The organism is Mucilaginibacter sp. Mucisp73, from assembly GCF_059491465.1.
The window spans coordinates 1504521-1529474 of record NZ_CP168507.1; the positions used below are offsets into that span (position 1 = coordinate 1504521).

The window sequence follows — 24954 nt, forward strand, 5'->3', positions numbered from 1 at the left end:
ATCATAAAAAAAAATAATGTTAACCCACATAAACAAACAAGGCGATCCTAACATGGTTGATGTAACTGAGAAGCAGGTTACACACCGCACTGCTACCGCGCGCAGCATTGTTAGTTTGCCGGCAGAGGTATTTGAGCTTTTAGCAGGAAATGAATTGCAAAGCAAAAAAGGCCCCGTTTTTCAAACGGCTATCATCGCCGGTATCATGGCGGCAAAAAAAACCGGCGATTTGATACCGCTTTGCCATCCGCTGGGTTTGGATAATTGCAATGTAGCCATACATATCAACGAACAACAGGAGGTTGTTGTTGATTGTACTGCAAGCATCACCGCCAAAACAGGCGTAGAAATGGAAGCGCTGGTTGGCGCTTCAATAGCGGCACTTACCATTTATGATATGTGTAAGGCCATGAGCCATGATATAGTGATAAAAGAAACCAAACTGATTTCAAAAACAGGAGGTAAACGTGACTTTAAAAGATCATAACCAGCCATCAGGCACGCATAAAAAACACGCTAAACTGGCCCGCCCTTCAACCGGTAACTTCGGCCGTAACGAATGGGCAATTTTAGGTGGCCCCTGTACCGTGATCAAATTATTGGCCGATGATGTGATCCGTTCACTTTCACCGGTTTATAAATGTGCCTATGTGGATATGTCACATAATGATGATATTACTTTGCTGCCTGGCAGATTGGTGAGCGGCGCCTCGCTCGAATATACCGACCAGGTAAACTATCAGCAATTCAATCATCAAAACCCGGTATATCCTTATCAGCTCAAACAGCAATTTTCGTCTGCCGACCTGGTATTAGTTAATGGGAATCACCAGCAGGCTAAGGCACAGGTAGTTATTATCGACGTTAATAAAGAGGCATCTCTGCAAAAAAGGATAGGTCAGCTCAATAATGTTCAGCTTTTTCTGCTGGCCGATAACGCAAGCGAAATTCCCGACTTTATACAGGAAGTTATACCCAACTGGCATCAGATCCCAATTTTAAAAGTAGATGAACGTGAAAAGATCGTAGCCTTTTTTGAAGCCGCATTAAAGTTAGCCAAACCCGTTTTAAATGGACTGGTATTGGCCGGCGGCAAAAGTACCCGAATGGGTTTTGACAAAGGTGCGGCCAAATGGCATGGCAAGCAGCAACGGTATTATATGGCCGATTTGCTTAAAACCTTTTGTCGGGAGGTTTACATTTCCGGTCGCCCCGGCCAGCAGCAGGAAATTGACCCGGCTTATCCCGTTATTGAGGATACATTTACTGGTTTAGGACCTTATGGGGCTATTCTTTCCGCTTTTCGCGAACAGCCGGATGCCGCCTGGCTGATTATAGCCTGCGATTTGCCTTTGATGGATGAAGCTACCCTTCGCAATTTAGTTGCCTGGCGGAACAGTTCGTCGGTGGCTACGGCTTATCACAGTCCGGTAACCGATTTCCCGGAACCTTTGATAGCCATATGGGAGCCTAAAAGCTACCCTGTACTGTTATCGTTTTTGGCGCAAGGGTATTCATGCCCGCGCAAAGTTTTGATCAATAGTGATATTACATTGTTAAACGCCCCACAACAGGAGGCGCTGACCAATGTGAATACGCCTGAAGAATTGGAGAAAGTAAAATCAATGATCCACCATACAATAGTTGCTACTAATGAATCAGGATTTACAACGATATAACTGCCAAATAGCGCTGCCTGGTTTTGGCGAGGAAGCCCAGCAATTATTGCAGGAAGCCCGCGTACTGGTTGTTGGGGTAGGAGGGTTGGGCTGTCCGGCTGCACAATACCTGGCATCAACCGGAATTGGCACATTGGGCATTGCCGATTTCGACCAGGTATCGGTAAGTAACCTGCACCGCCAGGTATTGTATAACCCTGCCGATGAGGGTGAAAATAAAGCTGAAGTAGCCTGTTTACGTTTGCAGGCTCAAAACCCGGGTATTAAGCTCGTACCTCATACCATCAAAATAACATCCGATAATGTGATGGATGTTATCAGTAATTACGACATTGTACTGGATGGTACTGATAATTTCGAGACCCGTTACCTGCTTAACGATGCCTGTGTTTTGTCCCGTAAACCGCTTGTTTATGGTGCCATTTATCAGTTTGAAGGGCAGGTTGCAGTTTGGAACGTAAGCAACTCCAAAGGGGCAAATTCGCCTAATTACCGTGATTTGTTCCCCGAAGTCGATGCTACCCAGATCCCTAACTGTTCTGAAGGCGGAGTAGTACCCACACTGGCCGGAATCATCGGCTGTATGCAGGCCAATGAAGTAATCAAGTACATTACCAAAAGCGGTGAATTACTGGTCGGGAAAGTGCTGATCTTTGATGCACAAAGCATGCAAAGCCGCATCTTTAAGATTGGCCCGGTAACAAAAACGCATATCCGCAGGTTAAAAACAACTATCACCATTCCAACCATCAATGCTGATGAACTAAAAAAGCGGATCCTTTTGGATGATACGGTAGAACTTATTGACGTGCGTACCATCCAGGAGCGTGAAGCCTATGATATTGGCGGTACGCATATCCCGCTGGATGAAATAGAAGAGTACCTGGCCTATTTTACCAGTCCGAATACCAAAGTCCTTTACTGTTCATCGGGCAAACGAAGTGACGAAGCCGTAAAACTTATCCTCAAAATGATCCCAGAGGCTGATGTGTTTTCATTGGAAGGCGGGTTGGAAGAGTATAAGGTTGATTAAATGATTTCGGATTTCGGAATTTCGATTTCGGATTTTTTAATTTAAAATCTCCTATTGAAAATTGAAAAATCCAAATTTCCTAATTCCGAAATCGAACATCCCAAATCCGAAATCCTAAGGATGTGCTGCTACCCAAACATCGCCATCCTCAAAGCTTTCTTTTTTCCAGATAGGAACGGTTTGTTTAAGTGTGTCGATGATGTACCGGCACGCATCAAAAGCGGCGTCACGGTGCGCTGCTGATACGGCAATAACAACCGGTACCTCGCCAACCTGCAGCAATCCGGTGCGGTGGTGGATCAGTATTTTTTGAATGGGCCAGCGTTCAAAAGCTTGTGCGGCAATTTTGTTCATCTCGCTGATGGCCATTGGCTCATAGGCTTCAAAATCGAGCCTTAAAACTCTTTTTCCTTTGGTTGTATTGCGTACCGTGCCAATAAATACATCGATCCCTCCGGATTCGGGCGACATGATCCAGTCTATACATGACTGGATCTCCAGTGTTTGGGCCGATAGGAGGATCTGTGTTTTCATAACAATGCAAATCTATATTTTATCTGCTAATGATTTCATGAGGTATTTAGGCGATTCGGAATAACCCTGCCTGTAATAAAACCGGTGGGCGTCAGTCCTGCGTGTATGGCAGTGCACCTCTATCCTGTCGGCATTACGTTCTTTGCCAAGTTCGGTAATATAACCCTCAAGAGCTTTACCAATACCTTTGCCCCGGATGTTTTCATCAACAGAAAAACAACTGATGCGAATAAAATCACCCTTAACCACCAGCTGTGTTAAAAAATCAATAGCGATAAAACCTGCAACCTCACCTTCATCTTCATAAACCAAAACCTGCGAAGAAGATTGTCCCAACATTTTTTCAAGGTTTGCCGGCAAAAAATCTTCAGTGCCTGGATAGCCCAATTGTGTTAGCAGGTTTGATATTGCTGAATGATCGGCAAGCGTAGCGCTTCTGATAGCCATTTTTATGTTACGTTGACTGGATTTGTAATAAAATATCGGATTTGTAATAAAATATCTTGTTAGAGCTCCCACGAGCTGCCAACTAAAAACTGTAAACTGAACAGAAGTACTGCCAACTGCCCACCGATAACTGCCAACTAATTTACTGCCACTGCTACTTAAAAACTGCAAACTGATCTACCCCCCGCTTACCGGCGGAATGATCGCTATTTCGTCGCGTTCGTGAATGGTATCGCCAGGCAGGGCATATTCGTTGTTGACAGCCAGCATGTATGATGAAAGCTGCTTTAAACGCGGGTATTGTTGCTCAAGCAGGTATTTTAAATTGGAGATAGTAGCATCGTTGGTCATTTCCAGGCTAACTTCGCTGCTTCCAAATATCTCCTTAGCCACTCCAAAAGCCAGTATGTTGATCTTCATATCTCAAAAATATTCAAATTAGCTTACAAAATGAGAAACAGGTTTAAATTTAACAAATCAACATATGTAAGTTCATTAACCTTGCCGGGGTTTACATGTGTTAATGCTGTTTTTTATATAATTAATTGATTGTCAATTAAATAGTGTAAAATTGTTCGAATTTATGTTAACCCTGTTAACCCCTTGCCGGCCTAAGTTAACGGCTGTTTTGCAGACGCTTACCTCAAAAACAATTCAAACGAAGGGACTTAAACTTGCCTTCTGCATGTAAACTTGCATAAACAAACTATGCCATAAATTGTATCTTTGAGTATGTCTACGCCATCAGTTATTCATATCCCGGTTGTAAAAGTTAACGCTAACCGAAGCGCAAGGGAGGGAGATAGCATAGCCATTGAAGAACCACTTGAAATTAAACTGGAATATGGCCCTGCAGATGGCAGAGAGCTACGTAATATCTCTGTAACTATGCGCACCCCCGGTCATGATGCCGAACTGGCAACCGGTTTCGTTTTTACCGAAGGCATTATTAAAAATGCAGATGAGATAAAATCAGCTAAACACAGCTTTATAACCTGTGCCGAAAACAAGGAGAATACCATGCTGGTAACACTTGAACAGGATGTACTGCCGAACCTTCAAAATACCGAACGTAATTTTTATACCACAAGCAGTTGCGGTGTGTGCGGAAAGGGTTCTATCAGCGCTATTCGCACAGTAAGCAATTTTGCCGCTGGGGCAGATGATGGCAATGTGATCAATAGTTTGGTACTTAATCAGTTGCCAAAGATTTTGCGCGGGCATCAGCGGGTATTTGATGATACCGGCGGTTTGCATGCATCGGCTTTGTTTACTCCTTTAGGTGAGCTGTTATTATTGAGGGAAGACGTAGGCAGGCATAATGCTTTAGATAAGCTAATAGGAGCTGCTATGATGTATAACTGGCTGCCGTTGCAGCAAACAGTATTGTTACTTAGCGGCAGGGCGAGTTTTGAGCTTATTCAAAAGGCCGCGATGGCCGGCATTAGTATTATTGCGGCAGTAGGTGCGCCGTCAAGCCTGGCTATAGAACTGGCAAACGAATTTAATATTACACTAATTGGCTTTTTACGCGATGAGCGCTTTAATATTTACGCAGGCGCGCACCGGGTAATGGTCCCCGATGAGGCCGTACTAACGGCACCATCGGTGTAAACTGATTGATACCAATGAAAATAAGGATAAAAGGTAATTCATTAAGATACAGGCTCACTAAAACCGATGTAGCCAAACTGGCCGAAGAAGGTTATCTTCAGGAAACGGTCGATTTTGGCAGCCAGCAGCTTATTTATGCTTTAAGGCTGGTTGATGATGAGCATCTTTCGGCAACCTATAAGGAGAATGCCATAACACTATATGTGCCAAAAGCTGTGGCCACCGGCTTTGCCGACGACGATAAGGTAGGTTACGAAGGTAAACACGGCAGTTTGCATTTACTGGTTGAAAAAGATTTTACGTGTTTGGATGAAGTCGCCGAAGATCAGAGCGATAATTATCCTAATCCCTTAGCAGTTAAAAAGCCATGAGCAAGCAAGCAGAAAAAGGAGCGGCAGCAGAGAATCCTGAGGAATTGCTCGACCTGAAAATAACACATCCAAAAGACTGGGCGGCGGGTATCCCTGCTGTAACAGTGGCTATGGTTGATATATTAAAGGAAGCTGGTTTGGCAAGAGGTATGGAGGGTTTGTTTCATATGAACAAAAAGAGCGGCTTTGATTGCTCTGGCTGTGCCTGGCCCGACCCGGATGACGACCGTTCTCCCATCGCTGAATATTGTGAAAATGGAGCCAAAGCCCTTGCCGAAGAAGCTACTACCAAAAAGCTCACCGGAGATTTTTTCGCCGAAAATTCGGTAGCGGATCTTGCCAAACTTAACGATTATGAGATAGGGAAGAAGGGACGCATAGCCCAACCAGTATATCTGGCCAAAGGAGCTACACATTACACACCGGTAAACTGGGATTTTGCGTTTAAAAAGATAGCAGATGAGCTTAATGCTTTGGCATCGCCTGATGAGGCTGCATTTTATACATCCGGCCGTACCAGTAACGAGGCTTCATTTACTTACCAACTATTTGTGCGCGAGTTTGGTACCAATAACATGCCCGATTGCTCCAATATGTGCCATGAAAGTACCGGTGTTGGCCTTGCCGATACTATTGGCATTGGCAAAGGGACCGTCACCCTTAATGATTTTTACGATACCGATGTAATCATTATCATGGGGCAAAACCCCGGTACCAATCATCCCCGGATGCTTAGCGCGCTTGAAAAGGCCAAGCAGAAAGGCTCAAAGATCATCGCGGTAAACCCCTTGCATGAGGCAGGGTTGATGGGTTTTAAAAATCCGCAAACAGTAAAAGGCATTTTAGGTATTAAAACCCAGCTGGCCGATCTGTACCTGCAAGTAAAAATAAACGGCGACATGGCCTTGCTAAAAGCCATGGAAAAACTGCTATACAAAGCTGAGCAGGAAAATCCCGGCAAAGTCTTCGATCATGAATTTATTAAAAAGAACACTACCGGTTACGTTGCCTTTTTAGACAGCCTGAACCAATACAAGATTGATGACCTGGCTAAAGCTGCCGGTTTAACAGTGAATGAAATTACGCAGGCGGTTGATCTGATTAAAAATAAAATTCGCATCATTATTTGCTGGGCAATGGGTATTACCCAGCATAAAAACGGAGTGGATACTGTAAAAGAAATTGTGAACCTGGCTATGCTTAAAGGCGCCATTGGTAAACCCGGTGCCGGTTTATGTCCGGTGCGTGGTCATAGCAACGTACAGGGTAACCGTACCATGATGATCTGGGATAAGCCAAAACCGAAGCAGTTGGATAAACTCAAGGAAGTTTTTGGTTTTGAACCGCCGCGGGGGCATGGCTATGATGTTGTTGAATCTATCAAAGCTATGGACGAGGGCAAACTTAAAGTGTTTTTTGCCATGGGCGGCAATTTCCTTTCGGCTACACCGGATACCCTGTTTACGGCACAGGCCATGCGTAAACTTAAGCTGTCGGTACATGTATCAACCAAATTAAACCGTAGTCATCTGGTTCATGGTGAAGAAGCTTTGATACTGCCAACACTATCACGAAGTGATAAGGACCTGGTAAACGGCGAAGAGCAATTTATAAGCTGCGAAAATTCTATGGGGGTTGTCCAAATGTCGAAAGGGATGCTGAAGCCGATATCTGAACACCTGATGAACGAGAACCAGATTGTTTGTAACCTGGCCAAAGCCACATTTGGCAACCGCTCGGTTATCGACTGGGATAAATATGCTCAAAGTTATGATGCCGTGCGCGATGCGATTGCCAAAGTAATTCCCGGTTGTGAGGATTATAATCAGAAAGTCCGTTTACCCGGCGGTTTTTACCTACCCAATGCTGCACGGGAAGGCAAGTTTATCACTGAAAAGAATGGCGTTGTTATTCCTTTCAATATCGCCCCGTTGCCGAAGCATGAACTGGCTGCCGATGAATACCATATGGCCACTATCCGCAGTCATGATCAGTTTAACACCACCATATATGGCCTTGACGACCGCTACCGGGGTATTCACAATGAGCGCCGGATAATTTTGATGAACGAAAACGACATGAAAAATGCCGGTTTTAGAGCGGAGGAAAAAGTTGATCTGTTTAATTATGATGATGGTGTTGAGCGGGTAGCGAGGCTGTTTGTCGTTGTGCCTTACAATATCCCCGAAGGGAATACAGCTACCTATTACCCCGAGGCTAATGTACTGGTTCCTATCAACAGCGTTGCCGAACAAAGTAATACGCCCACATCCAAACTGGTTAATATCAAAATCAGGAAACATGTGGCTTAATAACCATTCTAAATACTTACACACTTAAAACAAAAGCGTTTACATAATACTTATCTCCTTAAAAAAGTATTATGTCATTTGATCAATATCACGAACCGGCAAATGAGCTATCCGACGAAACCCGCACCTTTGCCAGAATGATAGTTTCATTAACCGAAGAGGCTGAGGCTATAAACTGGTACGAACAGCGGATTTCTGTCGAGAAAGATAACCAGGCCAAGGCCATTATGCAAAACGCACAGCAGGAGGAGTTTAAGCACTTTGGTATGGACCTGGAGTTTTTGCTGCGCAAAAAGCCGGTATGGCGTACTACGCTGCAGGCTATCCTTTTTAAAGAGGGTGATATTGTTGAGCTGGGCACCAAAGGTGAAGAAGCGGCAGAATAATAGTCATTTTACATTTTTAATACCATTGTTTAATCATCGTTATATTAAGTTAGGGCTATTGTATTATCTTTAGCGCTTAAATTAATACGGCCCTACTATAAAAGAATATGATCTGGTACGAAGAGGATGTGAAGCAGCTGGAAATTAAGCGAACCAAGCTTGATTATGTGCCGCGGGTAATTTTTTATGGAAGCTCATCCATTCGTTTGTGGAATACGCTTGATGTTGATTTTGATGACATGCAACCGGTTAACCTGGGTTTTGGCGGTTCTACACTGGCTGCCTGTGTATGGTTTTTTGAACGTATAATGCATTCTTATAACCCCGAATCCATCGTAGTGTATGCGGGCGATAATGATCTCGGCGATGGCCGCAACCCTGAAGAAGTTTTTATATTTTTTAAGCAGCTCACTGTCGAGGTTGAGCGGCTTTTTGGTAACATTCCCTGCTATTATATATCGCTTAAGCCAAGCCTTGCCCGCTGGCCTATTGTTGAAAAGTACAGGTACACCAATAGCTTAATTGAAAACGAGATAATACACCGCCATAAAAACTGGCAGTTCATCAATATATTTAATCAGATGATAGATGCTTCCGGTAAACCAATACGAGAATATTATGATAAAGATGGTTTGCACTTGAGCAGCGCCGGTTACGCTTTGTGGAAAAAAGCTGTTTTACAGCGAATGCCGCAAAGTATCAAATTAGCTTAATATAGGGTTTACACGCATTTGTCATCTTTCAGCGGTTTAAAAGATGAAAAGAGAGTACCACAAGTGGTTCAGTCCGTCGCTTCAGCGTAATATGGAATTGCTGGTTTTTGGCCATGCGGGCGCCTCTGTCTTATTTTTTCCCACCCGTACAGCCCGGTTTTATGACTATGAAGACTGGAAAGTAATTGAAGCCTTACGCAGTAAAATTGAGGCAGGTCACCTACAGGTCTACTGTGTGGATAGCATCGACCGTGAAAGCTTTTATAATGAGTTCAGTCATCCTTACCATCGCATGGAAAGGCACCTGCATTATGAACAGTATATTTTGCAGGAGGTGGTGCCGTTGATGAAAACACTTAACGCCGCCGGTTCAATTATTTCGGCGGGTTGCAGCATGGGGGCTTATCATGCGGTTAATATTGCGTTTAAACATCCCTCGGTATTTGTGAAAGTGGTAGGTATGAGCGGCCGTTATGACATTACACAGGCTATGGGCAATTTCCGTGACCTGTTAGATGGCTACCGTGATGAGAATGTGTATTTCAACATGCCCAACCAGTTTTTAAATAACCTGCATAGCCCCGAAATTATTGACCAGATCAAACGCCTTCAAATTATCCTGGCGGTGGGTGAGGAGGACGCATTTTTGGAAGATAATAAATACCTAAGCACAGTACTGGCCAGCAAAGGTATCCAGAATAGCCTGTATATCTGGCATGAGGAAGCACACCGCGCCCGTTACTGGCGCAAAATGGTACAACTGTATTTCTAAAAGCAAAACACTTTCCTATTTGTTATCAGCTGTAAATCTAAAAAGCTATGGGTACTATTGAACTGGTACAGGGCGATATCACAAAAATTAAAGCTGATGCCATTGTAAACGCGGCAAACACCTCGCTCATGGGCGGCGGCGGTGTCGACGGTGCTATACATCGTGCCGGAGGGCCAGAGATACTGGAAGACTGCCGTAAGATAGTAGCCCGGCAGGGCGGCTGCAAAACCGGACAGGCTGTGATTACAACCGGCGGTAAGTTGCCGGCTAAATATGTGATCCACACGGTTGGCCCCGTTTACAATGGCGGTAAAAGAGGTGAGGACGAACTGTTGCAATCCGCTTATTTAAATAGTTTGAAGCTTGCGGCAGAAAACGACGTGCATACTATAGTTTTTCCTAATATCAGCACTGGCATTTATCATTTTCCAAAGGACAGGGCTGCGGCAATCGCTGTTAAAACGGTTAAAGATTTTTTGGCAGATAACGAAGTAGTTGAGAAAGTCATATTTGTCTGCTTCGATAACGAAAATTACAGCTTGTATAATAAGCTGCTTACTTAGCAGCAGACTGTGCTTATCCCTTATATGTTGCAGACCCAGACTTACGAAGTTTCTAAAACTTCGTAAGTCTTCACAGGTTAAAATAATCTGGAATTTGTCAACCCAATGCTAAGTGCATAAATTGCAACTATGCATCCTGCTTTAAAACAACATCTTGAAGATAAATTAATCCTCTCGCCTGAACATGAGCGGCTGATTGCTAATTGTTTTAAAACCCGTTTTACCAAACGAAACGAGATACTGGTTGAAAAGGGGAGTATCGCAAAGCATTTATATTTTGTGGTAAAAGGATGCCTCCGCGTGTTTTTAACCGATGATGAGGGCAACGAATCAACCCGGTTCCTGATATTTGAAGGGCGCATGGGTACCGCGTTCCCGAGTTTCATATTGAAAGAGCCCTCTGTTGCATCTATTCAAAGCCCCGAGCCATCAGAATTATTGGTATTGAGCTATGCGGATCGCGACTTGCTTCTTCAGGAGATCCCCGGTTTTGAAACTATGTACCGTACGGGTCTTGAGCTTGATTATATCGCATCAATTCAACGGATAGAAAGCCTTATTACTATGGATTCAAAAGCCCGTTATAATATCCTGATGCAAACCCAGCCCGAAATTATCAAAAGACTGCCCAATAAAATAGTTGCCGATTACCTTGGCATTTCGCAGGAAACCCTGAGCCGCCTTAAATCAAAAAAGTGATTTATTGACTATTGTCAATCTTTTTGACTCATTAAATGTCTTGTTTTGTGATATAAACGCCAAACATTATGTGGAAACAAGCCTTCACCATTATTATAATTTTGCTATCAGGCCATCTCGCGATTGCCCAAAACTTAGGCGAGCGTACTTTCAATTTTAAGGACGAAAGCCGCAATAACCGCCCGGTGGTTACGGAAATCTGGTATCCAACTGGTGATACATTAAAGGCTGCGGATAAGCACTTTTCGCCCTTTTTACGACAGCCAACAGTTCGTAATGGTAAGCTTTCGGCAAATAAACTGCCGCTTATCCTGCTCTCTCATGGTACAGGCGGCGGCCGGTTAACTTTGGAGTGGCTGGCCCAGGCCATAGCAAACAGCGGTTGTATAGTTGCTGCTGTCGATCATTACGGCAATACCTATGATCATAAAATTCCCCTTGAATTTGTTAAGCCATGGGAACGTCCGCTGGATATTAGCTTCGCCCTTACATCCTTACTGAATAACGCCGAAGTTGGCCCACTTATCGATCAGCAAAAAATAGGGGCAACCGGTTTTTCATTCGGAGGCTACACCATGATCGCTCTTGCCGGTGCAAAGCTCGATTTTGAACAGGCCCGCAACTATTACAAAACCACAGGTCGCAAAGAGCTGGAAATCCCCGAATTTCCGGGCTTGGTAAAATTACTGGACGATAGCTCCATGATCGCCGACTCTAAACATGTGCCCCCGCTAAAAGATAACCGGATCAAAGCATTCTTTTCCATATCGCCTGCCTTAGGCTTTGGCTTTACCCGTAAAGAGCAGGTAGCTGATATTAAAGGCGCCTTGTATATTGTAGGCTCACAAAGTGATAGCATAGCACCGGTTAAAACCAATGCAAGGCATTATCATCAGCTAATCGGTAAATCAAAATATACAGAGCTGCCCGGTAAGGTTGGCCATTACGTAATGCTCGGTGAGGCCATTGACGCCATAAAAAAGGAAGCCCCGATATACTTTACCGATGATCCTTCAGTTAACAGGCATGCCATTCACTTACAGGTGGACAGCTTGGCTGTCGGCTTTTTTAAGACGGCGTTAAAGTATTAACCGGCCGGTAAAATTTAACAAAACCTTATCATTAGGCTAAAAACATTTTTATCGTGCAGGAGTTGATAGTTAAATCTGAATCGTAGAATTTTTTCCTGCCGATACTATGAAAGCTTTTGTGTTAGGTTTGCTTATCACACTTTTTGCCGGTGTTAATGCCGGCGCGCAACCAAAAAATGTAAGCGGCGTTTACGCCGGTATTGAAATAACCTTACCTGTTACTATGGGGGGAGGCATGGGCCGCAGTGATGTTGTTTTCCAGTTAAGGCCCGATGGTACTTTTAACGATTTGCTTGAAAAGCCCGATTGGAAAACACATGTTGCAGGCCGTTACCAGGTACAGGGCAATACGCTCAAATTGCAGTATCTCAAAGGCGCCAAACAGGAATATAAAATTGAATCTGACGGCGATATCGATGCAGGTTCTTTCAGTATTTTAAAGCTCAATACCGCCGATAGGGTACCTGCCGGTTATTATCAATTTACACATGCAAGTAGCATGGGAGGCGGGAATACCGGGCAGGTATTTGTTGGCACATCGGGCTCAAAAGGCCTTTATTTTGACGGGAAGGGTAATTTCAGTCAAAATAGTTCTTCGGCCACTATGGTATCGGGTGAAGGCATTGGCGGCGGCGGAAGTCGCAAAGACAGTGGAGCAGGTACCTATACTATTAAAGATGGCATACTTACATTAACTTATAATACGGGTAAAACCGAAACGCATAGTTTCTTTTGCCGCCCTGGTGAAAAGCCGGTAATGGCTGCGATAGACGGCAATATTTATTTTATGGAGGATAAAGCACCCGAAAGCGCGTCATCCTCATCTAAAACAACATCCGGGTCTTCCGGCAATACCAAAACAACTGCCGAAAACCAGAGAGCTGAAACCGGTGATAATGATGCTGCGGGTTTATTAAACAAAGCTGCCGAAGTTCATGGCGGTGCAAAGCTCAATGCAATTAAAACCATGCAGATCTCCGCTAAAATGACGGGCCTCGATTTTACTATTAAGATTGACCTGCCCGCTCATCGTGTCCGCTCTGAGATTCGCAAAGGTGGGAAGTTATTACAGGTTGAGCAAATGGAAGGTGATAATGGCTGGCAATGGCGTGATGGCAATAAAAAAACGTTGTCAACACCGCGTTTAGTGCAATTGAAACAAGGCTTCCGCTCAGGGGCATTATTGTTCAGGAAAGAGAACCTCGACCATATTCAAAATGTTAAGGCACAGGAGGGTAAAAATAACATGATGATAGTGAGCTATAGTTTTGACGGCGTAACCAGTTTTGCTGTGTTAGATGTTAAAAATCAGCTGGTTGGCGAAGGTACTAAAGTAGGTTCGGTAGTGCAGATATCGGCTTTTACCGGTTTTAAAACGGTTGATGGTATTGTTTTCCCTGCCTCCGAATTACAAACCGAGGGTGCACAAAAAAGCAGCATTACCTATAACGATTATAAAATAAATCCTGCCTTTACCGAAGCTGATTGGGCAGATGCCCATTAAGGACATTGCCACGGAGGTTTTTGATAACTGCCGCTATCTCGCTACCTTCCCGGCAGATGTCATAAATGATTTAGCGTTAAAATTAGAAGATACGCAAATGCCAGGCTGGATGAGTGCCTGTGAAATTAGGGCTACAGGTTACTTTAAGCTCATTTAAGAACTAAATGTATTAAATAAAGGTTGTGACTATGCAAGTGACAGGTTTAAACTTCATCACTCAAACGATATAGTTAAAATATACGGCCCCGGGCATGGCTGCGCCCACACAGGTTTATATATTTGAAGTTCCAACTCCAATATAACCACATGAGAATTAATTACTATCTGCCGCGGGTATTTGTGGCATCTGCTTTATCTATTAGCTTTAGCCTGGCAGCCTCTGCACAGCAAAAGAACATCTATCATAAAGGCTGGATAGATTTTAACAAGAACGGTAAAATGGATGTGTTCGAAGATCCTTCACAACCAATCGACAAACGCGTGGCCGATTTAATTAGCCAGATGACCGTTGAAGAGAAAACCTGCCAAATGGCTACCCTTTATGGTTATAAGCGTGTGTTAAAGGACGAAATGCCCGTCCCTAACTGGAAAAATGAAGTGTGGAAAGATGGCATAGCCAATATTGATGAAGAACTGAATAATCTTACTTCGCATACTGATGATGCGCCTACACAATATTCATACCCGTTTAGTAAACATGCATCGGCCATTAATAACATTCAAAAATGGTTTGTTGAGGAAACCCGTTTAGGGATCCCGGTTGATTTCACCAATGAGGGGATTCACGGCCTTAACCATGACAGGGCCACGCCGTTGCCCGCGCCAATATCCATAGGTAGTACTTTTGATAAGGAACTGGTATACCAGGCAGGTAGAACCGTTGGCCGCGAGGCTAAAGCTTTGGGCTATACCAATGTTTACGCCCCCATACTTGACCCCGCCCGCGACCAACGCTGGGGCCGTGTGGTTGAATGTTATGGCGAAGACCCTTTTCACATTGCCGAAATGGGCAAGCAGATGGTGCTGGGCATCCAGGAAGGCGGCGTAGCGTCAACCCTTAAGCACTTTGCTGTGTACAGCGTGCCTAAAGGAGGCCGTGATGGCAGTGCCCGTACCGATCCGCATGTCGCTCCGCGCGAAATGCACCAGCTATATTTGTATCCCTTCCGCAGGGTGATCCAGGAGGCGCATCCAATGGGGGTAATGAGCAGTTATAATGATTGGGACGGCGTTCCAATAACTGGCAGCTATTACTTCCTTACGCAGCTTTTACGTCAGCAATTTGGCTTTAATGGCTATGTGGTAAGCGATAGTGAGGCTGTTGAGTTTCTCTATTCAAAACATCATGTTGCTGCCGATTACAAGGAGGCTGTAAGGCAGGCTGTTGAGGCTGGCCTTAACGTGCGTACTAATTTCACTATGCCGCAAACCTTTATTATGCCTTTGCGCGAGCTGATCAAAGAAAACCGTATCTCCATGAAGATCATCGATACCCGTGTTGGCGAGGTATTGAAAGTGAAGTTCAGGTTAGGTTTGTTTGATAGCCCTTATGTTAAAGACCCTAAAGCTGCCGATAAAATAGTGCACACAGATGCGGATAAAGCCATGAGTCTGAAAATGAACCGAGAGTCGATGGTATTGCTGAAAAATGCAGGCAATCTGCTGCCGTTGGATAAAAAGAAATATTCTAATATCCTGGTAACTGGTCCGCTGGCTAAGGAAACTAACTATGCGGTGAGCCGGTATGGTCCATCGCACAACCCGGTTATTACCGTGTTTGACGGTGTTAAAAATTACGTAGGCAGCGATGCCAAAGTAAGCTATGCTAAAGGCTGTGACATGATTGATGCTACCTGGCCGGAGAGCGAAATTATTGAAACACCGCTAACCGCCCAGGAGCAGGCAGGCATTGATTCGGCGGTTGCACAGGCTAAACAATCGGATATTGTGATTGCTGTGGTAGGCGAGGATGTTGACCGTGTTGGCGAAAGTTTATCGCGTACGGGTTTAAACCTGCCGGGCAGGCAATTGAAGTTGATCCAGGCTTTGCAGGCTACCGGAAAACCTGTGGTAATGGTGATGATCAACGGGCAGCCGCTTACCATCAACTGGGAAAATAAATACGTGCCGGCCATTTTAGAGGCTTGGTTTCCGAGCGTACAAAGCGGGCAGGTGATCGCCGAAACCTTATTTGGCGATAATAATCCCGGTGGAAGGTTGCCGATCACTTTCCCAAAAACAACAGGTCAACTGGAATATAACTTCCCTTTTAAACCATCGTCACAGGCAGAGCAGGGCGGACAGAACAGCTGGGGCAAAACCAGTGTGAAGGGTGCTTTGTACCCTTATGGTTACGGGTTAAGCTACACCACATTTGAGTACAGCAACCTGCAGGTATCGCCCGAAAAAGGCAATTCTCAGGGACTTATACAGGTTAGTGTTGATGTAACCAACACCGGGCAGCGCAAAGGCGATGATGTGGTGCAGCTTTACCTTAAGGATGAGGTAAGCAGCGTTACTACTTACGAGTACGATTTGCGTGGCTTTGATCGCGTTACACTAAATCCCGGCGAGAAGAAAACAGTGCAGTTTACCTTGCACCCTGATGATTTGGCCCTGCTGGATAAAAATATGAACTGGACTGTTGAGCCGGGTAAATTTATGGTGATGATAGGCAGTTCATCTGTTGATATCAAATTGAAAAAAGAGTTTGAGATAGAATAAAAGAGATGCTTATGACTTACGAAGTTTACAAAGCTTCGTAAGTCTGGTATCTATTAAGCAGAAGGGATGCTTTTACAAATGATTTTTTTGAATAAGTATACCAGATTTGGTCAAGCGTGACTATCTTTATACTAAGTATAGTTTTGCTTTAATTTTATATAAACATCTCTGCTAAACCTTGTAAAAACATCCCTTATGATCTTAGATGATACCTGGGTATCGGTAGAAGCCGTATCCGACGATGATATTCCGTTGCTGGTCCGCTACAGACCCAATTTATCAAACTTTTTTGAAACTGGTGTTTACCTGCAGCGGATGGATGTAACCTGGAACTATGAATCATTTGATCCGTCATTGTTGCCCCCAGCTGATGAAATGTTGCTGATGGAACAGGTGGAGGATGCTTTAGTCGATCTGCTTGAAGATGATCATCAAAGCATACTGGCCTTTGTATTTACCGGCGAAAATGAACGCTGGTGGGCCTGGTATACCACAGATATTGAGGAAGCAGGCGACAGGTTAAACGATGCCTTATCCGAATTTGATGAACTCCCTATCAACATCACCGTTATTGACGACCCCGACTGGGAAGAATATTTTGGTGTAATGGAAGATTTTGGAGAGAATGGGGAGTAAACGATTGCCCCCGGTTAAACGTTAATTCTGATGCCCGTTTGGCCGTTCCAGTTTCTGAAATGGTATTTTGAGGATATTCAAAAACTTGCCGGTAGTTTCTTTATCCATATGGGTATCAATGCCAAACCGGGTATTTTCCTGTTCAAGTTCTCCAAAAGTGCCAAAAAGCCTGTCCCAAATACTTAGTACATCGCCGTAATTGCGGTCGGTATGTGGTAGTTGATAATGATGGTGTACATGGTGCAGGTTAGGAGTTATAAAAATCAGGCCAACAATTTTGTTAACACGTTGTGGTAACCTGAACTCGGTATGGGCCAGGATATTAAATAATGATTGAAAAGTTTGCCTCAATACCAAAACGCCAATTGCCGGGCCGCAAATAAATACCCAAAGCATTAAGCAACAGGTGCGCACACAGGTTTCGCCGGGATGTTCACGTACTGTGGTTGAAACGTCGACGTGAAGATCACTGTGATGTACGAGGTGAAATTTCCAAAGGGGATCTATTTTGTGCATTACCACGTGATAAACGTATTCGCAAAGGTCAAGCAGCATGAAAAGGCTGATGTAATAAACCCACTTATTGTGATGACCGGGTATGTAATTGATCAATCCCCAATGATGTGCGTTGGTCCAGCCAACTATGAGTAAAACAATCGTGGTAAGTAATAGTTGGATAGGGAGGGCTGTGAAAATGAACAGCAGGTTGGTTTTATTGTGCTGCCAGCGTTTTTTTACCGAAATCATACCAGAAGCAACGCAGACTTCCATCAGCCACAGTGAGCAGATAATAAAACCATATAAAGCAACTTGCACAGCATCCTGATGCCGGTCGAGGAATTGGGTAATAGTCATTCTTAAATTAGTAGGGTAATCGCCTTTGATATTAGAAGGCAATTAGAATGCAATATCTTTTTTTTGAATGAATGTTTGATGAAGTATGTTAAGCGGTTGTTAAAACAGTGTGATCAATTGAGCTTAAATAATTCGCGCCCGGCTATTTAAACAAAAAAACAACATACATTTATCCTATGAAAATCCCGAAAATTACTGGCATCATTGATAGGCGTATTTTGGTGAATTTTATAGTAGATGCAGATGTGGCTAAAAAAATAGTGCCGCCACCATTCAATCCTAAACTTATTAGGGGCAAGGCTATTGCCGGTATATGCTTAATTAGGCTTAAACAAGTGCGGCCGAAGGGGATGCCGACATTTTTGGGCGTGGGATCAGAAAATGGCGCACATCGTATCGCTGTAGAATGGGAAGAAAACGGTGAATTGAGTGAAGGAGTTTATATTCCGCGCAGAGATACATCGTCTTTATTTAACACGGTTGCCGGTGGCAGGGTATTTCCCGGCAGGCATTTCCAGGCGAAATTTGACGTTAATGAGCACGACGACCAATATCACGTGGCTTTCACAAGTTCGGACGGAACGGTGATTAGTGTGGATGCAAAAGTTGCTGATCAACTCAATCCGGATTCGATATTCGGGACGCTTGATGTAGCTTCTGATTTCTTTAAGGCCGGGGCAACCGGATATTCACCCAATGGCAATAAGTATGAAGGGTTAGTGTTATATACCGATAACTGGAAAGTACAGTCGCTTGAAGTGAGTGCTGTTAAATCAAGCTTTTTTGAAGATGAAAGTGTTTTTCCGAAGGGTTCAGTAACGTTTGACAATGCGTTACTTATGACCAATGTTCAGCACGTTTGGTCATCTGGCTGTGATAAACCGATGGCTGTAAATACTTAATTACCGCTTTTAAATATCTTTGCGCTTACGCAAATGAAATTATCAGCTACAGAACAATCCACGGGCGGCGATCTGCTGCTGCTTATCAATGAAAAACATTTCGACAGGATGTTTTTTACCCGCGATCGTCAGCATAAATACCTTACCATAGCCTGGAACCGTGGCGAAAAGCAAACTGTAACCATCGATGAGGTGGATTATGACTTTCTGCCCAACACCATTCTGCCCCTAATGGTTAACCAATCTTTCCGTTTTGAGCGGCCTGAAGATATAGTAGCCTGGCAGTTTAACCGCGATTTTTATTGCATTGTTGATCATGACGAAGAAGTAAGCTGTGTGGGTTTCCTGTTTTATGGTAGCTCCGACCAGGTTTTTGTTACCCTTGACGAAGCCATGCAGTTTAAACTGCAACGCCTGTTGGATATTTTTATAGAAGAGTTTGAAACGGCAGATAATATCCAGATAGATATGCTAAGGATGCTGCTGAAGCGGCTTATCATTATCGTAACCCGCCTTGCCAAGGCGCACAGCGGGCCTCGTGAAGTTTTGGCCGATGAAAAATTTGGTACCATTCGTAAGTTTAATTTGTTGGTAGAGAATAATTACCGTGAACACCATACCGTGGCTTATTATGCGCAGCAGTTAAATAAATCGCCTAAAACGCTTTCTAACCTTTTTGCCCTGTATAACCATAAGACGCCTTTACAGGTGATACAAGAGCGTTTGATTATTGAGGCGAAGCGCCTGTTGTATTATACTGATAAATCGGCCAAGGAAATTACTTATGAATTGGGTTTTGATGACGCAGCTTATTTTAGCAATTTCTTTAAAAAACACACCTCATTTTCACCAACCGATTTCAGAAATAATAAGGTTTTAGTTGCCGAAAGGAAATAATTACAAGTACCCGGGAAATTTGCCCATTCCGCAGGGCTGCTAAAGTTGCCACCTTTGTATTGTTAATTCAAAACAACAAAAATTAACATTACAAAAATGAAAACTTTCACAATTCCAACAAGAGAACAAGTTACTCCAGAAAATCAGGCTATATTTGATACATTAACAAAAGTAGTAGGCCGCGTGCCAAACCTGTTTGCAGTTTTTGCAACTTCAGATCATGCGCTGGCTAACTATATAACCCTTTCAAACGGTAAAACATCATTACGTGCTAAAGAAAAAGAAGCCGTAAACCTTATCGTAAGCCAGGTAAATGATTGTGCTTATTGTTCTGCTGCACACACTGCCATTGCTAAAATGAATGGGTTTAATGATGACCAGATCGTTGAGATCCGTGGCGGTTCAGCTTCGTTCGATGCAAAAATTGATGCTTTAGTTAAGGTAGCTAAATCAATTACCGAAAATAAAGGCCATGCCGATCATCAACTGGTTGAAAACTTTTACGCTGCCGGTTATACACAAGCTAACCTGATTGACGTAGCCGTAGCAGTGGGCGATAAAACAATTACCAACTATGTATACGCCTTGACCCAGGTGCCGGTTGACTGGCCTGCTATTCCTGAACTGGTTAAATAATATCCCTGATTTATAATTATAGTTTACACCCTTATGCCCGCCCTGCAGTGCAGGGCGGGCATAAGTATTTATCTTTAAATTGTTTACATCATGAACTTTGCACGTTTTGCTTTTACCGATGGTGTTAAAAAGCTGCAGGAAAAATATGGCAGCCGTAGTAGTTATGCCCGCATGGAAAGCCTCATGGCTGATAAAGATGGCATTACCGAACCTGAACAAATGTTTATTGAAAGCCGCGACAGTTTTTATATGGCCAGTATAGGCGAAAACGGCTATCCATATATTCAGCACAGGGGAGGGCCTGCCGGTTTTATTAAAGTGATAGATAACCATACGCTTGGCGTGGTCGATTTCAGGGGCAACAAGCAGTACATTTCGGTTGGTAATGTACTGGAACATCCGCAGGTGTCTTTATTTTTGATGGATTATCCGCATAAAACAAGGCTCAAGATCTATGCAGATGCCCATATTGTTGAACTTGCCGACAATCCCGAATTATTTGACCTGATTGATCCCGCTGAGTACAAACATACACCTGAAAGAATGCTCGTTTTCGATGTAAAAGCATTCGACTGGAATTGTCCGCAGCATATTACACCGCGCTACACCGTTGAGGAAATTAAGGAAGCCTTCGCACCGCAAAATGAATATGTGCTTAAATTGGAGTACGAAATAGCTAAGCTAAAAAAGCAACTGGAAGAAAAATAAGCAGCTTTGATAAATAGACCACAATAGTTTACCTTTAGTGCTGCTAAACTTATTGCACAATGTTAATAGTATTAAAAAAACGTATCCGGTTTGATGTAATAGGTGCATTTATTTTAATGCTGTTAATGGGTACTTATGTTATTGACAGGATTTTATTGTTAGCAATACAACCTTATTTACGGGAATATTATGATAAACTAATAGCTAACCGACCACATTCACTCGATGCGAATAAGTTGGTTTATATAATTCTCTTTCTCCGGGGATACTATATGTTAGTATTTTTTATTATCTCGTTCATTACTTTTTTAATTATCCGTTTCAATCTACGCTTCAGACAGTTTTTGCGGGAGTTCGGCTATGCATTGCTGATTACTTTTGTGGTTGATGTTATAGTTGTATCTACGATGCGCTTTACATTAAAGATAATTCCATGAGTAGTATCAATCAACAAATAATTCCCATGCTTGCCTACGAAGATGGTATTGCGGCCATGAACTGGTTGTGCGATGTTTTTGGTTTTACTGAAAATATGCGGATGATGGATGAAGTTGGCCGCCTTGCTCATGGGGAGCTCAAAATGGGCGAAAGCCTGGTTATGCTGGCTGAACCCTCGCCTCACTATCAGGGGCCATTACATCACGCTCAAAATTGTAATATTGCTGCAAAATGGAGCACTGTTCCATATATTATTAACGGGGTTTTGGTGTACGTCGATGATGTTGAACAGCATTACAGAACTGCTAAAAGTAAAGGCGCAAAGATATTAAGTGAATTGGAATATGGCTTTCCCGGCACCCGCTATCGTGCTGCCGACCTGGAGGGGCAGCGCTGGATGTTTATGCAAATTGAAAGAGATTAAACCAACTTATGACTACGCTGTTCCATTTATTGTTTGTTGTAATTAAATCATCCATTCTTGGGTTGCTTTATACCCCGGTAGTCTGGTTTTTATGGGTGCTGTTTTTAAAAGCACAAAAAAAGTATACCGGCTTTAAATGGTTCAGCGTATTTGCAGTTTATAAAATTGTCAGTATATCGCTGATCGTGTTTTCCTTTACCTATTATGGCAATCATGGCCTCGGCGATGAATCCCGGATTCCTTTGGGGCATGGAGAAGAGCGACCAGTTTGCTTATTTTGTGCCTAAAGGGAAAAGTGAACAAATCCATGTGGATACTTATCTTTTAAAAGGCGACAACCTTTGCATGTCGGTTGATTCGGGATATAAAGTTTATAACTTAAGAACTAAAGGTGTTGTTAATTTCAGTGATGAGCCAATGTATAACGCTTTTGCTGTTTCATACGGTTTACCATTATCGCGGCATTTAAAAGATTTCAGATCGCAATATGATGAATACTGGAACGGATGGCGGTTTTGGCTGCTGCCATAGTAAATTATTGGGTTCAAATAGCCGGGATGGCAAGTTTTAATCAAAACTTTCGCATATTTTATATCGTACACCAATATAATAGATATTTTTGTGCGTTGTAGGCAAAAGGCACATTAATGGTGTCCATGTACATACAACAGGTTTACTGTAATATTTACAGTTGTACTTATTAACTTTATTTTTAATTTTATAAAATTCAGAACACTAAGGTGTTGCCTGTTATAAACCAAACTATAATAATTGTTGATGGAACTTACGAATAAAGGGGTAAAAGGCAGCCAGTTAAAAAATATGATCATTAAAAGGCTTTATTTTAATAAGGCCATGTCGTGTGCCGGATTAAGTGAGTTATTTGATAAAAGTATCCCGTCTATAGCCAAAGCTATAAACGAGTTAATGCACGAGGGTTTTGTGGTTGAACAGGGGTATGCCCCTTCAAGCGGCGGCCGTCGCCCGTTAATGTATTCGGTAAAGTCAAGCGCTATGCACATTTTAGCTATCGCGCTCGATCAGCTCACCGCCCGTATCCAGATGTTTGATCTGCTGAATAATCCGGTTGCCGATATGCTTACCTTTGAGCTTAAACTACTCAATAACCCCGAGGCGTTGCCCACGCTGGTTGAGCAGATTAACAACTACATAGCAAACAGTGGGATCCCTAAAGATAAGATTGCCGGAATAGGCATCGGTATGCCCGGCTTCATCAATATCACCGAAGGTATCAATTATACCTACCTTGATGCCGGCGGACAAAGCTTAACTGCCTACCTTACTTCCAAAACAGGCATCGCCACTTATATCGATAATGATTCGAGCCTGATAGCCCTTGCCGAACAAAAATTTGGTATTGCCAAATCACAGCAGGAAGTTATGGTAATAAACCTGGGCTGGGGCATTGGCCTTGGGATGATCGTAAATGGAAAACTGTTTCGCGGTCATAACGGTTTTGCAGGCGAGCTAAGCCATATCCCGCTATCGGAAGATGGTTCCCTTTGCGAATGTGGTAAACGTGGCTGCCTGGAAGCCGAAGCATCATTATTGGTAGTTGCTCAAAAAGCCATAGCAGGTATCAAAAAAGGCCGTGTAACCAGCTTAAAATATAATGAGGAAGATCACTCCAAACTAATGGGAGATGCCCTGATAGAGGCTGCCAATAACGGTGACCAGTTTGCGATTGAACTATTATCGGATGCGGGTTATAAAATAGGGAAGGCCCTGGCCATCCTTATCCACATCATGAACCCCGCCATCATTGTATTAAGTGGTCGCGGAGCTAAAGTTGCCAAGATATTGATGGCCCCGATACAACAAGCCCTTCACAAGTACTGTATCCCGCGCCTGGCAGGCGGTACCGAACTATTAGTATCTGAACTTGGATTTGATGCTGAGTTAATTGGTGCGGCTGTGTTGGTAATGGAAAACTTTGACAGGGTGGTGAAAAGCAAAGCTGCTAAAGCGGCTAAGCACGCCGCGGCATAAGAATGGTCTGAATCAGAATTTACAGAATTTTTAAATTAACAGAATTAATTTCTTTACCCTGGTATGCAAGCTTCAATTCTGTAACTTCTTAAGTTCTGTAAATTATGCTCAGGCAAACACCCTTCCCGAGTAATCCATCGCTTCTTTAAATTTATCCATATTAAGCCCTGTGGGCTCATTTTGTATTTTAAGGTAACCTATCAGGTTTTCGGTGGCAATGTTGCCTGTGAGATCGTCTTTGGCCATTGGGCAGCCTCCGTAGCCTTTTATTGCAGTATCGAAACGCTTGCAACCGCTTTGGTAGGCTGCGGCTATTTTAGGTTGCCATGTGTCAGGAGTGGAATGCAGGTGAATGCCAAACTCGGTATTGGTGAATAAACGGCAAAGGTTGGGGTAAATGCCACTGATCTGTGCCGCATCTGCAATGCCTATAGTATCAGCAAGGGCAATATTCTTTATTCCCTCGGCTATCATTTTTTCCGCCCATTGTTCAATGATGCTGGTATTCCATTCATCGCCATAGGGATTACCAAAACCCATAGAGAGGTATACCAATAATTGTTTGTCGTTTTCACCACACAATTCATTTATCCGCTGTACGGTTTCAAAAGCCTGCTCAATGGTTGAGTTTGTATTTCTAAGCTGAAATGTTTCGGATATGGAAAATGGATAACCAAGGTAACTGATCTCTTCATGTTTAGCCGCGTCTTCTGCCCCGCGATAGTTGGCTATAATAGCTAATAGCTTTGACCGAGTATTACTCAGATCGAGTTTCTTTAATACCTCCGCTGTGTCCTGTAACTGGGGGATAGCCTTGGGCGATACAAAGCTGCCAAAATCTATCGTATCAAAACCCACCTGTAAAAGCAGGTTAATGTATTCCGCCTTTATATCGGTAGGAATAAAATCATGAATGCCCTGCATGGCATCGCGGGGACATTCGGTTATTTTGATGCTCATTTTTGGAAATCTTAGGTTTTAAGTCCTAAGTCAAAAGTCATCAATT

At 43.3% G+C, this 24954-nt stretch carries 27 protein-coding genes; 22 read left to right on the top strand and 5 right to left on the bottom strand.

Annotated elements, in window-relative coordinates; genetic code table 11:
- Positions 1–16: 16 nt before the first annotated feature.
- Genes moaC through ACEN82_RS06470 form a run of 3 tightly spaced genes read left to right on the top strand, consistent with a single transcriptional unit; the run spans position 17 to position 2712 of the window.
- On the top strand, positions 17–487 hold the full coding sequence (gene moaC, locus ACEN82_RS06460; protein WP_413322878.1) for a cyclic pyranopterin monophosphate synthase MoaC: 471 nt from the start codon (positions 17–19) through the stop codon (positions 485–487).
- A complete protein-coding gene (locus ACEN82_RS06465) occupies positions 468–1679 on the top strand; it encodes an NTP transferase domain-containing protein (protein ID WP_413322879.1) in 1212 nt (403 codons plus the stop codon). Before moaC ends, ACEN82_RS06465 begins: the two co-directional genes overlap by 20 nt.
- Positions 1654–2712 (top strand): ThiF family adenylyltransferase, encoded by a 1059-nt coding sequence (locus ACEN82_RS06470; protein WP_413322880.1) that lies wholly within the window; start codon positions 1654–1656, stop codon positions 2710–2712. The genes ACEN82_RS06465 and ACEN82_RS06470 overlap by 26 nt, the downstream gene beginning before the upstream one ends.
- Before the next feature lie 114 nt (positions 2713–2826).
- On the opposite strand, the gene ACEN82_RS06475 is transcribed toward ACEN82_RS06470, so the two are convergent.
- From ACEN82_RS06475 to ACEN82_RS06485, 3 genes are all read right to left on the bottom strand, one after another.
- Entirely contained in the window at positions 2827–3246 is a 420-nt protein-coding gene (locus ACEN82_RS06475; protein WP_413322881.1) for a molybdenum cofactor biosynthesis protein MoaE, read from the bottom strand.
- Between the two features lie 12 nt (positions 3247–3258).
- Positions 3259–3693 carry a GNAT family N-acetyltransferase gene (locus ACEN82_RS06480; RefSeq protein WP_413322882.1) on the bottom strand — a complete coding sequence of 145 codons (435 nt, stop codon included), beginning with the start codon at positions 3691–3693 and terminating at the stop codon, positions 3259–3261.
- Between the two features lie 177 nt (positions 3694–3870).
- The gene (locus ACEN82_RS06485) at positions 3871–4113 is read right to left on the bottom strand and encodes a MoaD/ThiS family protein (protein ID WP_090526447.1); all 243 of its coding nucleotides are present in this window, start codon (positions 4111–4113) and stop codon (positions 3871–3873) included.
- A gap of 312 nt (positions 4114–4425) precedes the next feature.
- Between ACEN82_RS06485 and fdhD the strand changes: the two genes are divergently transcribed.
- From fdhD to ACEN82_RS06545, 12 genes are all read left to right on the top strand, one after another.
- Positions 4426–5307: a formate dehydrogenase accessory sulfurtransferase FdhD gene (gene fdhD, locus ACEN82_RS06490; RefSeq protein WP_413322883.1), complete on the top strand. Its 882-nt coding sequence runs from the start codon at positions 4426–4428 to the stop codon at positions 5305–5307.
- Between the two features lie 14 nt (positions 5308–5321).
- The gene (locus tag ACEN82_RS06495) at positions 5322–5678 is read left to right on the top strand and encodes a DUF7009 family protein (protein ID WP_413322884.1); all 357 of its coding nucleotides are present in this window, start codon (positions 5322–5324) and stop codon (positions 5676–5678) included.
- A complete protein-coding gene (locus ACEN82_RS06500; protein ID WP_413322885.1) occupies positions 5675–7990 on the top strand; it encodes an FdhF/YdeP family oxidoreductase in 2316 nt (771 codons plus the stop codon). The genes ACEN82_RS06495 and ACEN82_RS06500 overlap by 4 nt, the downstream gene beginning before the upstream one ends.
- Positions 7991–8061: 71 nt before the next feature.
- Positions 8062–8376, top strand: a complete 315-nt coding sequence (locus tag ACEN82_RS06505) for a ferritin family protein (RefSeq protein WP_091162212.1) — start codon at positions 8062–8064, stop codon at positions 8374–8376.
- A gap of 107 nt (positions 8377–8483) precedes the next feature.
- Positions 8484–9089, top strand: a complete 606-nt coding sequence (locus ACEN82_RS06510; RefSeq protein ID WP_090526457.1) for a GDSL-type esterase/lipase family protein — start codon at positions 8484–8486, stop codon at positions 9087–9089.
- 43 nt (positions 9090–9132) lie between these two features.
- Complete coding sequence (locus ACEN82_RS06515) at positions 9133–9861, top strand: esterase family protein (RefSeq protein WP_091162216.1); 729 nt, start codon at positions 9133–9135, stop codon at positions 9859–9861.
- Between the two features lie 47 nt (positions 9862–9908).
- Entirely contained in the window at positions 9909–10424 is a 516-nt protein-coding gene (locus ACEN82_RS06520) for an O-acetyl-ADP-ribose deacetylase (protein ID WP_413322886.1), read from the top strand.
- A gap of 129 nt (positions 10425–10553) precedes the next feature.
- Positions 10554–11123: a Crp/Fnr family transcriptional regulator gene (locus tag ACEN82_RS06525; protein WP_413322887.1), complete on the top strand. Its 570-nt coding sequence runs from the start codon at positions 10554–10556 to the stop codon at positions 11121–11123.
- A 68-nt stretch (positions 11124–11191) separates the two neighbouring features.
- Positions 11192–12214, top strand: a complete 1023-nt coding sequence (locus tag ACEN82_RS06530) for an alpha/beta hydrolase family protein (protein WP_413322888.1) — start codon at positions 11192–11194, stop codon at positions 12212–12214.
- Positions 12215–12320: 106 nt separating this feature from the next.
- Positions 12321–13718 carry a hypothetical protein gene (locus tag ACEN82_RS06535; RefSeq protein WP_413322889.1) on the top strand — a complete coding sequence of 466 codons (1398 nt, stop codon included), beginning with the start codon at positions 12321–12323 and terminating at the stop codon, positions 13716–13718.
- A gap of 306 nt (positions 13719–14024) precedes the next feature.
- Positions 14025–16442, top strand: a complete 2418-nt coding sequence (locus tag ACEN82_RS06540) for a glycoside hydrolase family 3 N-terminal domain-containing protein (protein WP_495644088.1) — start codon at positions 14025–14027, stop codon at positions 16440–16442.
- 195 nt (positions 16443–16637) lie between these two features.
- Positions 16638–17078, top strand: coding sequence for a DUF695 domain-containing protein (locus tag ACEN82_RS06545; protein ID WP_413322047.1), 441 nt, complete (start codon positions 16638–16640; stop codon positions 17076–17078).
- Between the two features lie 21 nt (positions 17079–17099).
- Here ACEN82_RS06545 and ACEN82_RS06550 read toward each other — a convergent pair whose 3' ends face one another.
- Entirely contained in the window at positions 17100–17933 is an 834-nt protein-coding gene (locus ACEN82_RS06550) for a sterol desaturase family protein (RefSeq protein WP_413322048.1), read from the bottom strand.
- A gap of 176 nt (positions 17934–18109) precedes the next feature.
- Here ACEN82_RS06550 and ACEN82_RS06555 point away from each other — a divergent pair, with 176 nt between their 5' ends.
- The 7 genes from ACEN82_RS06555 to ACEN82_RS06585 all read left to right on the top strand — a co-directional run bounded on the left by ACEN82_RS06555 (position 18110) and on the right by ACEN82_RS06585 (position 23948).
- Positions 18110–18835, top strand: a complete 726-nt coding sequence (locus ACEN82_RS06555; RefSeq protein ID WP_413322049.1) for a DUF2071 domain-containing protein — start codon at positions 18110–18112, stop codon at positions 18833–18835.
- 33 nt (positions 18836–18868) lie between these two features.
- On the top strand, positions 18869–19732 hold the full coding sequence (locus ACEN82_RS06560; RefSeq protein WP_413322050.1) for a helix-turn-helix domain-containing protein: 864 nt from the start codon (positions 18869–18871) through the stop codon (positions 19730–19732).
- 96 nt (positions 19733–19828) lie between these two features.
- Complete coding sequence (locus ACEN82_RS06565; protein WP_413322051.1) at positions 19829–20368, top strand: carboxymuconolactone decarboxylase family protein; 540 nt, start codon at positions 19829–19831, stop codon at positions 20366–20368.
- A 90-nt stretch (positions 20369–20458) separates the two neighbouring features.
- Positions 20459–21076 (top strand): pyridoxamine 5'-phosphate oxidase family protein, encoded by a 618-nt coding sequence (locus tag ACEN82_RS06570; protein WP_413322052.1) that lies wholly within the window; start codon positions 20459–20461, stop codon positions 21074–21076.
- Positions 21077–21509: 433 nt separating this feature from the next.
- On the top strand, positions 21510–21938 hold the full coding sequence (locus tag ACEN82_RS06575) for a VOC family protein (protein ID WP_413322053.1): 429 nt from the start codon (positions 21510–21512) through the stop codon (positions 21936–21938).
- 204 nt (positions 21939–22142) lie between these two features.
- The gene (locus tag ACEN82_RS06580) at positions 22143–22469 is read left to right on the top strand and encodes a hypothetical protein (protein WP_495644089.1); all 327 of its coding nucleotides are present in this window, start codon (positions 22143–22145) and stop codon (positions 22467–22469) included.
- Between the two features lie 246 nt (positions 22470–22715).
- Positions 22716–23948: an ROK family protein gene (locus ACEN82_RS06585; protein WP_413322056.1), complete on the top strand. Its 1233-nt coding sequence runs from the start codon at positions 22716–22718 to the stop codon at positions 23946–23948.
- 108 nt (positions 23949–24056) lie between these two features.
- Here ACEN82_RS06585 and ACEN82_RS06590 read toward each other — a convergent pair whose 3' ends face one another.
- Entirely contained in the window at positions 24057–24908 is an 852-nt protein-coding gene (locus ACEN82_RS06590) for a hydroxymethylglutaryl-CoA lyase (RefSeq protein WP_413322057.1), read from the bottom strand.
- Positions 24909–24954: the final 46 nt, after the last annotated feature.

What these genes read in the sequence shown, in the direction of transcription:
- moaC (WP_413322878.1), top strand. Translation starts at nt 17, where the DNA reads ATGTTAACCCACATAAACAAACAAGGCGATCCTAACATGGTTGATGTA.
- ACEN82_RS06470 (WP_413322880.1), top strand. Translation starts at nt 1,654, where the DNA reads ATGAATCAGGATTTACAACGATATAACTGCCAAATAGCGCTGCCTGGT.
- ACEN82_RS06475 (WP_413322881.1), bottom strand. Translation starts at nt 3,246, where the DNA reads ATGAAAACACAGATCCTCCTATCGGCCCAAACACTGGAGATCCAGTCA.
- ACEN82_RS06480 (WP_413322882.1), bottom strand. Translation starts at nt 3,693, where the DNA reads ATGGCTATCAGAAGCGCTACGCTTGCCGATCATTCAGCAATATCAAAC.
- ACEN82_RS06485 (WP_090526447.1), bottom strand. Translation starts at nt 4,113, where the DNA reads ATGAAGATCAACATACTGGCTTTTGGAGTGGCTAAGGAGATATTTGGA.
- fdhD (WP_413322883.1), top strand. Translation starts at nt 4,426, where the DNA reads ATGTCTACGCCATCAGTTATTCATATCCCGGTTGTAAAAGTTAACGCT.
- ACEN82_RS06495 (WP_413322884.1), top strand. Translation starts at nt 5,322, where the DNA reads ATGAAAATAAGGATAAAAGGTAATTCATTAAGATACAGGCTCACTAAA.
- ACEN82_RS06500 (WP_413322885.1), top strand. Translation starts at nt 5,675, where the DNA reads ATGAGCAAGCAAGCAGAAAAAGGAGCGGCAGCAGAGAATCCTGAGGAA.
- ACEN82_RS06505 (WP_091162212.1), top strand. Translation starts at nt 8,062, where the DNA reads ATGTCATTTGATCAATATCACGAACCGGCAAATGAGCTATCCGACGAA.
- ACEN82_RS06510 (WP_090526457.1), top strand. Translation starts at nt 8,484, where the DNA reads ATGATCTGGTACGAAGAGGATGTGAAGCAGCTGGAAATTAAGCGAACC.
- ACEN82_RS06515 (WP_091162216.1), top strand. Translation starts at nt 9,133, where the DNA reads ATGAAAAGAGAGTACCACAAGTGGTTCAGTCCGTCGCTTCAGCGTAAT.
- ACEN82_RS06520 (WP_413322886.1), top strand. Translation starts at nt 9,909, where the DNA reads ATGGGTACTATTGAACTGGTACAGGGCGATATCACAAAAATTAAAGCT.
- ACEN82_RS06525 (WP_413322887.1), top strand. Translation starts at nt 10,554, where the DNA reads ATGCATCCTGCTTTAAAACAACATCTTGAAGATAAATTAATCCTCTCG.
- ACEN82_RS06530 (WP_413322888.1), top strand. Translation starts at nt 11,192, where the DNA reads ATGTGGAAACAAGCCTTCACCATTATTATAATTTTGCTATCAGGCCAT.
- ACEN82_RS06535 (WP_413322889.1), top strand. Translation starts at nt 12,321, where the DNA reads ATGAAAGCTTTTGTGTTAGGTTTGCTTATCACACTTTTTGCCGGTGTT.
- ACEN82_RS06540 (WP_495644088.1), top strand. Translation starts at nt 14,025, where the DNA reads ATGAGAATTAATTACTATCTGCCGCGGGTATTTGTGGCATCTGCTTTA.
- ACEN82_RS06545 (WP_413322047.1), top strand. Translation starts at nt 16,638, where the DNA reads ATGATCTTAGATGATACCTGGGTATCGGTAGAAGCCGTATCCGACGAT.
- ACEN82_RS06550 (WP_413322048.1), bottom strand. Translation starts at nt 17,933, where the DNA reads ATGACTATTACCCAATTCCTCGACCGGCATCAGGATGCTGTGCAAGTT.
- ACEN82_RS06555 (WP_413322049.1), top strand. Translation starts at nt 18,110, where the DNA reads ATGAAAATCCCGAAAATTACTGGCATCATTGATAGGCGTATTTTGGTG.
- ACEN82_RS06560 (WP_413322050.1), top strand. Translation starts at nt 18,869, where the DNA reads ATGAAATTATCAGCTACAGAACAATCCACGGGCGGCGATCTGCTGCTG.
- ACEN82_RS06565 (WP_413322051.1), top strand. Translation starts at nt 19,829, where the DNA reads ATGAAAACTTTCACAATTCCAACAAGAGAACAAGTTACTCCAGAAAAT.
- ACEN82_RS06570 (WP_413322052.1), top strand. Translation starts at nt 20,459, where the DNA reads ATGAACTTTGCACGTTTTGCTTTTACCGATGGTGTTAAAAAGCTGCAG.
- ACEN82_RS06575 (WP_413322053.1), top strand. Translation starts at nt 21,510, where the DNA reads ATGAGTAGTATCAATCAACAAATAATTCCCATGCTTGCCTACGAAGAT.
- ACEN82_RS06580 (WP_495644089.1), top strand. Translation starts at nt 22,143, where the DNA reads ATGGCAATCATGGCCTCGGCGATGAATCCCGGATTCCTTTGGGGCATG.
- ACEN82_RS06585 (WP_413322056.1), top strand. Translation starts at nt 22,716, where the DNA reads ATGGAACTTACGAATAAAGGGGTAAAAGGCAGCCAGTTAAAAAATATG.
- ACEN82_RS06590 (WP_413322057.1), bottom strand. Translation starts at nt 24,908, where the DNA reads ATGAGCATCAAAATAACCGAATGTCCCCGCGATGCCATGCAGGGCATT.